Source organism: Neobacillus sp. NPDC058068 (genome assembly GCF_042885335.1).
In the GTDB taxonomy this organism is placed as follows: domain Bacteria; phylum Bacillota; class Bacilli; order Bacillales; family Cytobacillaceae; genus Neobacillus.
On record NZ_JBHVSI010000024.1, the window covers coordinates 43,506 to 56,462 of the forward strand.

Genomic DNA, 12,957 nt, shown 5'->3' on the forward strand with positions numbered 1-12,957 from the left:
CCCTATCACAAAGCATTATATTCCTTGCAAGAAGCGTGGACATTTTGTATGATAATTTTAGTGGGCAGTATCCTTGGGAACTGCACCGTTTTTCAATAATAATAAAAAAGGTTTCTGCCTAGATCCGTATTACGGACCGGGACAGAGGGATGGAACACGCAAAAGAGTAACGATGATCCTCTGCCTTCAGAAGGATCTTTTTATTTGCTCTTCGAATCCGTTTTATCGCCTCTCCCATAATTAAAGGAGGGAAAAAGATGAAGCAGGCAACAGATTTTTTGAAAATGAAGGACCAGAATGAAAAGATTGTCATGTTAACGGCCTACGATTATCCATCGGCAAAACAAGCAGAACAGGGGGGAGTTGACGTTATTTTAGTTGGCGACTCGCTTGGAATGGTGGTTCTAGGTTACGATTCCACCATCCCGGTAACGGTTGAAGACATGATTCACCATACGAAAGCTGTTAAACGTGGAGCAAAAGATACATTTATTGTCGTAGATATGCCGTTTTTGACCTACCATCTATCAGTTAGAGATACATTAATTAATGCAGGCAGACTCATTCAGGAGACAGGCGCTCACGCTGTAAAACTTGAAGGAGCCGACGAGGTTATTGAAAAAATCTCGGCCCTTACAAAAGCCGGGATTCCTGTTTGTGCCCACCTTGGTTTAACCCCGCAATCAGTTGGCGTTTTGGGTGGCTACAAGGTTCAAGGCAAAGATGCGCATGCTGCGAAAAAGTTAATCGAAGATGCGAAAGAATGTGAGGAAGCAGGTGCCTTTGCTGTTGTCTTGGAATGTGTTCCGAAGCAGCTGGCAGAGGAAGTGGCAAAGTCCATTTCCATACCTGTAATTGGGATTGGCGCTGGTATTAATGTGGATGGGCAGGTGCTTGTCTATCATGATATTTTAGGCTATGGAGTTGAACGAGTGCCGAAGTTTGTCAAACAATACCACTCTGTAAATCCCTTCATGATTGAATCGATTCAAGCCTATGCAGCAGATGTGAAAAATAATCAGTTTCCCGAAGATAAGCATACATTTACGATGAAGGAAGAGGAACTGAAGGTACTTTATGGAGGCAAGGAATGAAGGTTATTACCACCATTAAGGAAATAAAGGAAGAAATCGTAACACAAAAGGGGTTAGGAAAATCGATTGGCTTTGTCCCGACAATGGGATTTCTGCATGAAGGCCATTTAACTCTGATAAAGAAAGCAAGACTGGAAAATGATATTGTCGTCATCAGTATTTTTGTCAATCCTTTACAGTTTGGGCCAACAGAGGATTATGCGGATTATCCCCGCGATTTTGAGCGAGACCATGCCTTAGCTGAAAGTGAGCAGGTGGATTACCTTTTTTACCCTTCAGTGGAAGAAATGTATCCCAATGAACCATCCGTAAGAGTGACGGTTCAAGAACGAACTGATGTTTTATGCGGGAAATCCCGCCCAGGTCATTTTGACGGTGTTGCAACTGTCATCACAAAATTATTTAACATTGTGATGCCGGACAGAGCCTATTTTGGCAAAAAGGATGCACAGCAGGTAGCGGTCATTGAGGGGCTAATTTCTGATTTTAATTTCCCTGTCGAGCTTATTCCCGTCGACATTGTTCGGGAACAGGATGGGCTCGCGAAAAGTTCCCGTAATGTCAATCTCTTACCTGAGGAAAGAATTCAGGCAGCAATGCTTTATAAAAGCTTAGTAGCGGCAAAAAAAGCAATTGATCAAGGTGAACAAAATCCTTCTCGATTAATCGAGTTAATTAGTGGAATTATTACAAGTGAAACCAATGGACAAATTGATTATATCGAAATTTTCTCTTATCCAAGGTTAAAGCCATTGGAAAAAATAGAGGGTTCCATAATTATAGCGCTCGCTGTAAAATTTACTAAGGTTCGCTTAATTGATAATTTCATTATTTATCTAGATTAGACTTGAAAAAGTGACAACAGGGGAGGAATACTTTTGTTTCGTACTATGATGAACGGTAAGATCCATCGAGCAACCGTAACAGAAGCTAATTTAAATTATGTAGGCAGTATTACAATAGATGAGGATATTTTAGACGCTGTTGGCATGATAGCGAATGAAAAAGTTCAAATTGTTAATAATAACAATGGTGCCCGTCTTGAAACCTATATTATTCCCGGCGAGAGAGGCAGCGGTGTTATTTGCCTAAATGGCGCTGCAGCCCGCCTTGTCCAAAAAGGGGATATTGTTATCATCATTTCTTATGCCATTGTACCCGAGGAAAAACTAGCTGCTCACAATCCTAGAGTAGCGATTATGGATGAAAACAATCGCATTAAAGAACTGATCAATAAAGAACCTGCACTCACAGTTATGTAAGTCCCCGATTCCCGGGGATTTTTTTAATTGTACTAGTTTAGTGTGTGCTTGTTTTCTTTTTTTCCTTTTTATGATACCGTTTAATGAACGAAGGTTCGGGGTGTATATTGAATGTCAAATAAATTTGTTGTAATTGATTTAGAAACAACGGGGAACTTGCCGAAAAAGGGCGATAAAATTATTCAATTTGGTGCTGTGGTGATTGAAAATGGAATCATTACAGAAAGATATTCGTCACTAATTAATCCGCAAAAATCGATTCCGGCTTTTATCGAAGAATTGACCGGTATAAATGATGAAATGGTCAAGGATGCCCCCTTGTTTGCTGAAATAACAGAGAAGGTCATCTCTTTGCTGGACGGTGCCTATTTTGTGGCACATAATGTGCTATTTGATTTATCATTTCTTCAAGAGGAACTAATCCAAGCTGGATTAGAAGGATTTTATGGTTCTGTTTTGGATACGGTGGAAATGGCAAGATTTCTGTTTCCTACAGCCGATGGGTACAAGCTAACAGATTTAGCGGAGAAAGAAAATTTGCAGCATGACCGTCCGCATCAGGCTGATAGCGATGCCCAGGTTACCGCCGAATTATTTCTTATTCTGCTAGAACGATTATCATCGCTGCCGCTCGTAACTCTTAGGCAGCTTACACATCTATCAGGAGGGCTAAAAAGCGATTTGCAGCAGATGCTCGGAGAAATAATGGCAAATAAGGATATGAATACGGAAGAATTACCCGATGCTATCGAAATTTATCGAAATTTAGCATTAAAGAAGTTGACTCCTTTAGTGGACAATAAAGAAGCAGACAAGATAGATTTTCAGTACCCTTCCAAAGAGGAAGAGAAAATAGAGGTTGTCAACCAAGGCTTTGAGTTCTTTGAGAAAAGGACAGGCCAATTTAGGATGATGGACACTGTATATCAAGCATTTCAAAATGATAAGCATACTCTAATCGAAGCCGGCACCGGGGTAGGAAAATCGCTTGGATACTTGCTGCCCGCTGCCTGCTTTTCAAAACAAACTAAAGTTCCAATTGTCGTTAGTACACATACGATTCAACTGCAAGAACAACTACTAAAAAAGGAAATTCCGCTTTTAGAAAAAATCCTGCCTTTTAAAATAAACTCGGTACTTCTTAAGGGAAGGAGCCATTATTTAAGTTTAGAAAAGTTTTCGCAGACATTGATGGATGAAAACGATAATTATGATTCGACCTTAACAAAAATGCAAATTCTCGTCTGGCTGACCGAAACAGAAACCGGTGATAAAGATGAATTAAATCTTTCAAGCGGCGGTTTTATTTACTGGAATAAAATCAAAAATGAAGCACCTATTTTTTCACAAAAGGATATGTGGCAGGAAAAAGATTTTTATCAAAAAGCAAAAAGGGATGCACAAGCGGCTGATATTATTATTACTAACCATTCCTTGTTATTAAGTGATATTAAAGGAGAAGGCTCCATCTTGCCTGCCTTTGATTATGTCATCCTTGATGAAGGACATCACCTTGAGAAAGTAGCGAGCCAGTTTTTTGGCCATTCTCTTGATTATCTATCCGCAAGGTTGATGATTGGTCAATTTGGACTATATGAACAAAAACAACTGTTTTATGAAATGGAAGGGCTATTGGCTGCTATCCCCAGACAAAAAGGAAAACTGCTGCATACATTTGAATTGAACCAAATGGTCATCGATCTTACTTATGAAATGGATGAATTTTTTAAACTAATTGCTGTTTATGCAAAAGCGAAGCAGACAAATAAAAAAGGCTTTAATCGGATAAAGGTACGATTTTCTCATGGAGACAGCGGGAAAGAAAGAAATGCACTTGTCCACAGTGCAGAAAGGGTTGCTTTCTTACTGAAAGATTTACATTCGGCAATCATAGACCGACTGGAATCGATTAAAACAGCAAAGGGTACGTTAACAGCAGCAAAAGAGAATAAATTGGAAGAACTCTATATATTCGGAGCTGAACTGGCGGAGTTAAGGAATACGGTTATTAAATGCTTTTTAAAAGAATCCAAGGATGTAAAATGGATTGAAATGGATACCCGCTCACCACAAAATATTACCACCTTTTTGGCACAGCCTGCTTTTGTGGCGGATCAGCTTAAGGAAAAATTTTTTCAAGTAAAAAAAGCTGTTGTCATTACGTCTGCTACGTTAACGGTTAATCATTCTTATAGCTACATCATGAAAGAATTAGGTCTTAATGCTGACGCAACTGTTCAACAATCGATTCCTTCACCCTTCGAGTATAAAAATCAGGTTCAACTTTTCATTCCTGAAGACTTGCCTGCAATAAATTCAGTTTCGTTGGATGAATATGTAATAGCGATAACCGAACATATTATCACAATTGCTGAAGCGACAAAAGGAAGAATGCTGCTCCTGTTTACGGCTTATGACATGCTGAAGAAAACATATGAGCTCATTAAAGAAAGCGGCTTTCTAAATGAATACGTTCTGATTGCCCAAGGAATTACCAGTGGCAGCCGCACGCGACTAACAAGGAATTTTCAGCGCTATGATAAGGCGATATTACTAGGGACAAGCAGCTTTTGGGAAGGTGTTGACATCCCAGGTGAAGATTTATCATGTCTCGTTATCGTCAGACTCCCGTTTAGTTCGCCGGAGGAGCCGCTGACTGAGGCAAAATGCCAGATAATTAGCGAACAAGGTGGAAATGCCTTTTCTGAATACTCCCTTCCAGAAGCGATTCTTCGCTTTAAGCAAGGATTTGGACGCTTGATTCGTACCGAAAAAGATCGTGGTTTAATGATTGTATTTGATCGGCGCATTGTTACGACAAAATACGGGAAAGCCTTTTTGAAATCAATCCCATCTGTCCCTGTGAAAAATGGAACGATTAATGAATTGGTTGAGTTGATACATTCTTGGTTATGATAATATTGGAAATTCATCAAATCCTATAAGTGAATAAATGGGAGGAATGTGTATGAGAATATTGCTAATCTTTATGACTCTATTTGTTACAGGCACTTTTTCCGTACAGGCCGAACCATTTATTTCAACTAAGGTGGAGAACATTGATTTAAATTTAAGAGAAGATGAAGCAGCTGTGTCTTTTTTTGGTCTCACTAATGGGGAATCGATATTGCTTCAAGGTCCAGATGATAAAAATATATTAGTTAATGCCGGGGGAAAGGGAACAAAAGCAGAATTGGAAGCATGGTTAGGTCTTTATGGTGTAAATGAAATCGAAGCCTTAATTCTGACAAACAACGGACAGGAACGTACCTTAAATAACCTCAACCAGCTGATAGAAAAATATAACATAAAAGAAATAATTACAACACCAGACATCTCCAAACAACTGACAGGAAGTTTGGAGCAAGCAAAGCGAATTTCCATTGTATCTTGGGAAACAGGGGCAAAGAAGGAAATTCTTCCACAGATGATGGCTGAAGTCCAATTCAGTGGCAATGAACAAGATGAAGGCATGGATTTGACTCTGCAATTTTTGAAACACACGATTTTTTTGATGAGCTCATTTAGCCAGCAGGCAGAGCAAATCCTCCTAAAGAAAAATCTCAAGGATGTTAATATTTTAAAGCTCCCTAATCACCAAAAGGAAGACTCATTATCCGGAAAATTAATTGAACTGTTGAATCCGCAAATAGCGATCCTTTTTGCAGAAGAAAAGCAAAAGCTTGATCGTCACATCCTGGATGATTTGCATGATACTTGGTCTGAGATTTATGTAACCAAACAACATAGTGCGATAACGATTAAATTTACTAAAACAAATTATGAAGTCATTACCATTCCAACCGTATCGGAAAAATAAGTACAGGCAGAATTTTAAAAAAATCATTTAAATTGGCAGCGAATCACCATCCGTTAAAGTCATATTCCTGTTATAATAATTGAGAAGATTTTAGAAAAAGGAGAATTTGGATGGAAAGTAAAATTGAAGTTATTTCAACAGTCAAAATCCAGTATAGTTCGGATTTATATAAAGTTGTTGATGCCCTTAATCGAAACTTAAAAGATAGGGACCTCATGTTTGGACTGGCCCTTGATAAAGATGATCAAAATAAAGCGATTTTTACCATATATCGTACATAAAGAAGTGATGAAATGAAAAAATGGATTTTATTTATCGTGTTATTCATTGTAATTGTTGTCGGGATTTCGATAAAAGTATATTTTTCTTCCGTAGAACCGCTAAAAGCTGCTGAAAAAAAAGCTGTTGCACTGGCGAATGAAAAGACTGCATTAAGCAAAGTGGTAGATTTTCATATTTATAGCGGCTTAGAAACAGTTGATGTAATTGAAGGCAAAGATAAAAAAGGCGAAAAAATTATCATTTGGATTCCAGAAAAGAGTAAGAAACTGGTTGTAAAAAAAGCAAGCGATGGTCTAACTAAAGAGGAAGCCATTCAAAAATTATTAGAAGAAAAAAACCCTAAAAAAATTATCTCAGTCCGGTTGGGAATGGAAAAAAATATCCCATTATGGGAAATTTATTACCGTTCTGAAAATAATTTAATAAATTATTATTATATTGACTTTGAAACTGGTGAGTGGCTGAAAAAGATTGAGAACCTATAGCTTCACTGGAGACGGGAGGAAGAGAAATGGAAATAGAATTAGCAAATAGGGTACTGGCATTAACACCTTCATCAACATTAGCGATTACCGCTAAAGCAAAGGAATTAAAGGAACAGGGAGTAGATGTCATTGGTTTAGGTGCCGGGGAGCCTGACTTTAATACACCTAGCCATATTTTAGATGCAGCCTATCGTTCAATGAATGAGGGGCATACAAAGTACACTCCTTCCGCAGGATTGCCTGCCCTTAAAAAAGCGATCATCAAGAAGTTTGAAAACGATCAAGGCTTAAGCTATAAACCGAATGAAATCATTGTTGGAAACGGGGCAAAGCATGCGCTATATACCTTGTTTCAGGTGCTTTTAAACGATGGTGATGAGGTTATTATTCCTGCTCCTTATTGGGTAAGCTACCCTGAACAAGTTAAATTAGCAGGCGGTGTTCCGGTTTATATTGAGGGGCTTGAACAAAATCAATTTAAGATAACACCTGAACAATTACTAAAGGCAATTACGAAAAAGACTAAAGCGGTTATTATCAACTCTCCTAGTAATCCAACAGGTGTTTTGTATACAGCGGAAGAACTGTTGGAATTAGGCAAAATCTGTTTAGAGGAAAACATTTTAATCGTCTCTGATGAAATTTATGAAAAGCTTATTTACGGAGGAGCTCTGCATGTTTCAATTGCTCAACTTTCTCCTGAGCTTAAAGAGCAAACGATTATTATTAACGGTGTATCCAAGTCACATTCCATGACTGGCTGGCGAATTGGCTATGCTGCCGGCAATAATCAAGTGATAGAAGCAATGACAAACTTAGCAAGTCATAGTACTTCAAATCCTACAACGACCGCTCAATATGCGGCAATCGCTGCCTACAATGGCCCGCAAGAGACTGTTCGGGAAATGCGTTTGGCATTTGAAGAAAGATTAGCGATAATCTATGATAAATTAGTGGCTATACCTGGCTTTACTTGTGTAAAGCCCCAAGGAGCTTTTTATCTTTATCCAAATGTTAGGGTTGCCGCCGAAATGACTGGATTTCAAAATGTCGATGATTTTGCCGAGGCATTACTTGTAGAAGCGAAAGTAGCTGTCATCCCCGGGTCTGGCTTCGGCACACCTGATAATATTCGCTTATCGTATGCGACTTCATTAGAGCAATTAGAAACAGCTGTTTCCAGAATACACCAGTTTGTAGCGGCAAAAGTTGAGATATAATCTTCTCTAGAGAATGAACAAAAAGTCTGCAATTAGCAGGCTTTTTGCTTGTCCAGCTTCAGCTCCTGACCAAGGTGCTTCCGCTTTTCTATTTTCCTTACCAAATATGGATACCCAATTTCCTTACTCGGATTGTTTGTTCATGGTATACTTATCAGGAGGTGTCCTAAAATGAAATCAAACATATTATCATGGATCCAAGAAGGTAATATTACAGTACCTGCTTTATTATTTTCAGAGTATCGTAAACTTAATTTGAACGAAATTGAACTTGTTCTTTTATTAAATATTCTTACCTTTTTAGAAAAGGGGCATGAATTTCCTACTCCAGAAGAACTTTCAGCAAGGATGACGATTTCTGTGTCAGACTGTAACGAAATGCTTAGAAGGCTGATTCAAAGGGGTTTTATTGAAATCACCGATGAATATTCGAATGAAGGCATTCGTTTTGAGAAATATTCGGTTAAACCTTTGTGGGAAAAACTTGTCGACCAGTTCCTAATAAACAACAAAACAAATAAAGAAATGGATAAGAAAGCTGAAGAGACCGATCTATATACTTGTTTTGAGAAGGAATTTGGGCGTCCGTTATCTCCCTTTGAATGTGAATCCCTTGGGATGTGGATGGATGACGATCATCATGACCCTATCATTATTAAAGCGGCGCTTAGGGAAGCAGTAATGTCCGGAAAATTAAATTTTCGTTATATTGATAGAATTCTTTTTGAATGGAAGAAAAATGGAATTAGAACGATTGAACAGGCGAAAAGCCATGGACAAAAATTTCGTCAAAAACAAACACAAAAGATGATTCCAAAAGTTGAAGCCCAGCAGCCTTCTGTCCCTTTTTATAATTGGCTCGAACAATAATCATCATAAGCGAGGGGGACCCTCTCGTTTTTATTTTGCGAAGGGGTAATATCATGCTTAAAAATACTGAAATCCGTTATTGTTTAGATCAAATGAGTGAAATGTTTCCTGAAGCCCATTGTGAATTAAACCATACTAATCCATTTGAACTTATTATTGCAGTCTCCTTATCAGCACAATGCACGGATAAGCTGGTCAATAAGGTAACAAAGGATTTGTTTCAAAAATACAAAACACCCGGAGATTATTTACAGGTTTCAATTGAAGAATTGCAAAGTGATATTCGTTCGATCGGTCTTTACCGAAATAAAGCTAAAAATATTCAAAGCCTGTGCCGGATGGTTCTAGATGAGTATGGCGGCGAAATCCCGATGGATCGTGATGAATTGACCAAGCTGCCGGGTGTGGGCAGGAAAACTGCAAATGTGGTCGTCTCGGTTGCTTTTAACATCCCGGCAATTGCAGTCGATACCCATGTTGAAAGGGTGAGTAAGCGTCTGGGGATTTGCCGCTGGAAGGATTCAGTGTTGGAGGTAGAAAAGACTCTAATGAGGAAAATTCCGGCTGAGGAGTGGTCTGTGACCCATCACCGGTTAATTTTCTTTGGCAGGTATCATTGTAAGGCTCAAAATCCCCAATGCCCAAGCTGCCCATTGTTAGAGCTGTGCAGAGAAGGGAAGAAACGAATGAAAGCGAAGGCTGTCATTAATGGTTAATCAAGAGATGGAAGTATCTGAGTTACTAGCGGAATGGAGTACTCTGAAGGAACAGCTAGAAACAATATTCCATGAACGAAACCGGGAAAACAGCCAGGAATTGATGGAGCATGGAATTCAATTATTTGTTCGATTTTTATTTTTATCAAACAGTCTGCACCTGTCCTTTGATGGTAGGATTTCTTTTAGCCAATTAGAAATTAAGCCCGTTAATATTGAAGAAAGATTAGCGTTTATTAAGTCACGTCCAAGCTTATATCATTCATTTCGGCAGTTGTCGGAACTGATGGTTGAACAAGAAAAACTTTTTGTAAAACATAGTGCAATGAAAAAATCGTCCAGGCCAATGGCCTAGACGATTTTTTTTACTTTAGCCTGTGTTAAAAGTGAATGTTGATTTCCGTTCCAGGCGCTTCGCTTTCCGCGGGGCGGGCGGTGAGCCTCCTCGGCGCTAAAGCGCCTGCGGGGTCTCACCTGTCCCGCTGCTCCCGCAGGAGTCTCGCGCCTTCCACTCCAATCAACATTGTGCTCAATTTCAACAATTTGCTTTAACATAGCCTTACTTTAAGATTCACGGGATCCTGATCCTTGGCCTCCTGTTGGGTTTCCAGGGGGAGTAACAGGAGGGATGGTCTCGCCGGGATTACCCTGGTTCCCGCCATTTCCTTTGCCTTTATCCTTATCCTTATCCTTATCCTTGTCTTTATCCTTGCCGTTATCATTCCCATTATCATTCCCTTGGTCATTCCCCTGACCATTGATATTGCCATTATCATTACCGTTACCATTCTCTTGATTATTCTCATCAGCTGGTTTTGGTATATCAATTGCAGTGGTAGCAGGGTCGCTCTTTTTATTGCCGCGAATTGCGACAATTGTAAAGGAATACTTAGTTCCTGGTACTACATCAGGCACGGTTAAAGTATTACCTGTTACAGGGAAATGTTTTGGACCGGCCCCGTTATCGACGGTTACATCGAAGGTTACATTTTCGTCACCCTTTTTGTAATCCCAGGACAAGGTAATTTCATTTTTGCCTTCGTCATATTTCGCTGTAGCATTGACCGGAGACTCCAGTTTGTTATATTTCTCCGATACTTTTTTAGGCGAATGTCCTTTGACAGCATATTCGGTTATTACTTCACCAGCGGGTGTGAACCCCCCGGCAAGCACTGGCGGCATCGAGCCTTTTTCAATTCTGACCTTTTCCACACTATTAGGCATAGTGAAATCAGGCGTGTCTGTATCCTTTGAAACGTAGGCCATTACATTTTTAAATAGTAATTGGGCGATGCTACGGCCTTCAACCGTTGAAATTGGCGTTGTCCTGTCCTTATATCCGGTCCAAACAGCGGCAGTATAATTGGTTGTAAAGCCAGTAAACCAGGCGTCAGGGACAGAAGAGCTGGACTTGATATTATATTTTTCCATATCTTCAGCGGTATAGTTTGTTGTCCCCGTTTTACCGGCAATCGGAAGGCCGGGTACTTTAGCTTTTGTTCCTGTCCCGGGAGAGACGAGAACGCTTTTTAGCATATCGCTAACCATGAATGCGGTTGAATCTTTCATGACCACCTTCGGTTCCGGTGCAGTGCTTATCTCAGTTCCATCGCGCAGTTTTATTTTCGTAACTGCATGCGGCTTAGTGTATATGCCCTTATTACCAAAAGCACTGTAAGCCCCGGCCATTTGAAGCGGTGAAACACCCGTTTCAAAGCCGCCAATGGCGTATGCTTCAGAAATTTCTTTTAAAGGAATACCGAGATTGTTTGCAAAATCTTTTGCTTTATCTAAACCGACCTGCTGAAGTGCTTGGACGGCAGGTGTATTCCGCGATAATTGTAGAGCGGTTCTAATCGTCATTGGCCCCATATATGTTTGGTTCCAGTTTCCAAACTTTTTCCCGTTGGAATAGGTCATTGGTTTATCCTCAATCATTTCATAGGTTCCCCAATTTAAGTATTCAATTGCTGGGCCGTAATCAAGCACGGGTTTAATGGTAGATCCTGGCTGACGCCTAGTATCAGTCGCATAATTAAATCCGCGTTTTACCTGTTGGTTTCTGCCCCCGCCAAGTGCGCGGATTTCGCCCGTCTTCGTATCAAGAAGCGAAATTCCAGCCTGGAATTCCTCATCAGGATAATTAATAATATCATTTGTGTTAAGCATATTATAAACATATTTTTGTGCATTTTGGTCTAATGTCGTATAAATCGTTAACCCATCTGTAAAAATATCAAGGTCAGTATTTTCCTTCACTTCGTCAATAACAGCATCGACAAAAGAATCGAAAGGCTTTTCGTCCACGGTACGCTGTTCTGGTTTCAATACAGTGGCTGCAACGGAAACTTTTTTCGCTTCTTCCATTTCTTGTTTCGAAATAAATCCATGCTGCTCCATTAATGTTAAAACGATATTTCGCCTTTTCTCAGCCAAATCGGGATGATCAAATGGATTGTAATTATTTGGGCTCTGCGGCATTCCGGCAATTTGCGCAGCCTCTGCTAACGTTAACTCATTTAATGTTTTGTCATAATAGATTTTTGCTGCCGTGGCAAGTCCATTGCTGTTTCGAGATACATAGACTTTATTCACATACATTTCAAAAATTTGATGCTTTGTATATTGTTGCTCAAGTTTATAAGAAAGCCATGCTTCCTGAACTTTTCGTTTTAAAGTTTTATCCTGAGTTAAAAATACATTTTTAACAACCTGCTGTGTAATCGTACTGCCGCCTTCCGCACCAAATCCACGCTGGAAATTAGCCAAAAGAGCACCGCCAAGGCGGATGGGGTCAATCCCATGGTGTTGGTAAAAACGATAATCTTCAGTCGCTATAACGGCATTTTCAAGTACCTTTGGTATATCTTTATAGTTTACATATTCGCGATTAACGGCACCCACTTCGTAGAACAGGTTTTGATCTTTATCTAAAATCTTCGAAGGGATGGGGTCTTTTAATAATTTTGGGTCAAGTTTGGGAGCATCCTTTACTAAATAGGCGAAAGTACCAACTCCGGCTAAAATACCAACGATTCCAAGAACAACTAGGCTTAGAAAAATTTTCTTAAAAATCCCGCCCTTTTTTTTCTTTGCTTTTGGCTTTCCTTTAGATTGGAGTTTCTTTCGGCGCTCCTCTCTTGATTTATATTGTTCAGACATTGTAATTTCCTTCCTTTCTAACTATAACCATGTGTCCCATTGAAAA

Annotated in this window: 12 protein-coding genes; 11 read left to right on the forward strand and 1 reads right to left on the reverse strand. The window is 39.6% G+C overall.

The window, feature by feature from the left end:
* Positions 1–257 precede the first annotated feature (257 nt).
* The 11 genes from panB to ACFVSW_RS23360 all read left to right on the forward strand — a co-directional run bounded on the left by panB (position 258) and on the right by ACFVSW_RS23360 (position 10,104).
* Positions 258–1,094 carry a 3-methyl-2-oxobutanoate hydroxymethyltransferase gene (panB, locus tag ACFVSW_RS23310; protein WP_387319001.1) on the forward strand — a complete coding sequence of 279 codons (837 nt, stop codon included), beginning with the start codon at positions 258–260 and terminating at the stop codon, positions 1,092–1,094.
* The gene (gene panC, locus ACFVSW_RS23315) at positions 1,091–1,939 is read left to right on the forward strand and encodes a pantoate--beta-alanine ligase (RefSeq protein ID WP_387319002.1); all 849 of its coding nucleotides are present in this window, start codon (positions 1,091–1,093) and stop codon (positions 1,937–1,939) included. Before panB ends, panC begins: the two co-directional genes overlap by 4 nt.
* A gap of 33 nt (positions 1,940–1,972) precedes the next feature.
* Entirely contained in the window at positions 1,973–2,356 is a 384-nt protein-coding gene (panD, locus tag ACFVSW_RS23320) for an aspartate 1-decarboxylase (protein WP_387319003.1), read from the forward strand.
* 111 nt (positions 2,357–2,467) lie between these two features.
* Positions 2,468–5,272 carry an ATP-dependent DNA helicase DinG gene (dinG, locus tag ACFVSW_RS23325; RefSeq protein WP_387319004.1) on the forward strand — a complete coding sequence of 935 codons (2,805 nt, stop codon included), beginning with the start codon at positions 2,468–2,470 and terminating at the stop codon, positions 5,270–5,272.
* A gap of 52 nt (positions 5,273–5,324) precedes the next feature.
* Positions 5,325–6,176 carry a ComEC/Rec2 family competence protein gene (locus tag ACFVSW_RS23330; protein WP_387319005.1) on the forward strand — a complete coding sequence of 284 codons (852 nt, stop codon included), beginning with the start codon at positions 5,325–5,327 and terminating at the stop codon, positions 6,174–6,176.
* Positions 6,177–6,286: 110 nt separating this feature from the next.
* Positions 6,287–6,457: a YpmA family protein gene (locus tag ACFVSW_RS23335; protein WP_387319006.1), complete on the forward strand. Its 171-nt coding sequence runs from the start codon at positions 6,287–6,289 to the stop codon at positions 6,455–6,457.
* 12 nt (positions 6,458–6,469) lie between these two features.
* Entirely contained in the window at positions 6,470–6,943 is a 474-nt protein-coding gene (locus tag ACFVSW_RS23340; RefSeq protein WP_387319008.1) for a cell wall elongation regulator TseB-like domain-containing protein, read from the forward strand.
* 32 nt (positions 6,944–6,975) lie between these two features.
* Positions 6,976–8,163: a pyridoxal phosphate-dependent aminotransferase gene (locus ACFVSW_RS23345; protein WP_387319043.1), complete on the forward strand. Its 1,188-nt coding sequence runs from the start codon at positions 6,976–6,978 to the stop codon at positions 8,161–8,163.
* 171 nt (positions 8,164–8,334) lie between these two features.
* The gene (locus tag ACFVSW_RS23350; protein WP_387319009.1) at positions 8,335–9,033 is read left to right on the forward strand and encodes a DnaD domain-containing protein; all 699 of its coding nucleotides are present in this window, start codon (positions 8,335–8,337) and stop codon (positions 9,031–9,033) included.
* Between the two features lie 53 nt (positions 9,034–9,086).
* Complete coding sequence (gene nth, locus ACFVSW_RS23355) at positions 9,087–9,749, forward strand: endonuclease III (RefSeq protein WP_387319010.1); 663 nt, start codon at positions 9,087–9,089, stop codon at positions 9,747–9,749.
* Positions 9,742–10,104 carry a YpoC family protein gene (locus ACFVSW_RS23360; RefSeq protein ID WP_387319011.1) on the forward strand — a complete coding sequence of 121 codons (363 nt, stop codon included), beginning with the start codon at positions 9,742–9,744 and terminating at the stop codon, positions 10,102–10,104. The genes nth and ACFVSW_RS23360 overlap by 8 nt, the downstream gene beginning before the upstream one ends.
* Positions 10,105–10,313: 209 nt before the next feature.
* Here ACFVSW_RS23360 and ACFVSW_RS23365 read toward each other — a convergent pair whose 3' ends face one another.
* Complete coding sequence (locus ACFVSW_RS23365) at positions 10,314–12,911, reverse strand: PBP1A family penicillin-binding protein (RefSeq protein ID WP_387319012.1); 2,598 nt, start codon at positions 12,909–12,911, stop codon at positions 10,314–10,316.
* Positions 12,912–12,957: the final 46 nt, after the last annotated feature.

Excerpts from the sequence above, each read along its gene's own strand:
- panB (WP_387319001.1), top strand. The coding sequence starts at position 258 with ATGAAGCAGGCAACAGATTTTTTGAAAATGAAGGACCAGAATGAAAAG.
- panC (WP_387319002.1), top strand. The coding sequence starts at position 1,091 with ATGAAGGTTATTACCACCATTAAGGAAATAAAGGAAGAAATCGTAACA.
- dinG (WP_387319004.1), top strand. The coding sequence starts at position 2,468 with ATGTCAAATAAATTTGTTGTAATTGATTTAGAAACAACGGGGAACTTG.
- ACFVSW_RS23330 (WP_387319005.1), top strand. The coding sequence starts at position 5,325 with ATGAGAATATTGCTAATCTTTATGACTCTATTTGTTACAGGCACTTTT.
- ACFVSW_RS23335 (WP_387319006.1), top strand. The coding sequence starts at position 6,287 with ATGGAAAGTAAAATTGAAGTTATTTCAACAGTCAAAATCCAGTATAGT.
- ACFVSW_RS23340 (WP_387319008.1), top strand. The coding sequence starts at position 6,470 with ATGAAAAAATGGATTTTATTTATCGTGTTATTCATTGTAATTGTTGTC.
- ACFVSW_RS23350 (WP_387319009.1), top strand. The coding sequence starts at position 8,335 with ATGAAATCAAACATATTATCATGGATCCAAGAAGGTAATATTACAGTA.
- nth (WP_387319010.1), top strand. The coding sequence starts at position 9,087 with ATGCTTAAAAATACTGAAATCCGTTATTGTTTAGATCAAATGAGTGAA.
- ACFVSW_RS23360 (WP_387319011.1), top strand. The coding sequence starts at position 9,742 with ATGGTTAATCAAGAGATGGAAGTATCTGAGTTACTAGCGGAATGGAGT.
- ACFVSW_RS23365 (WP_387319012.1), bottom strand. The coding sequence starts at position 12,911 with ATGTCTGAACAATATAAATCAAGAGAGGAGCGCCGAAAGAAACTCCAA.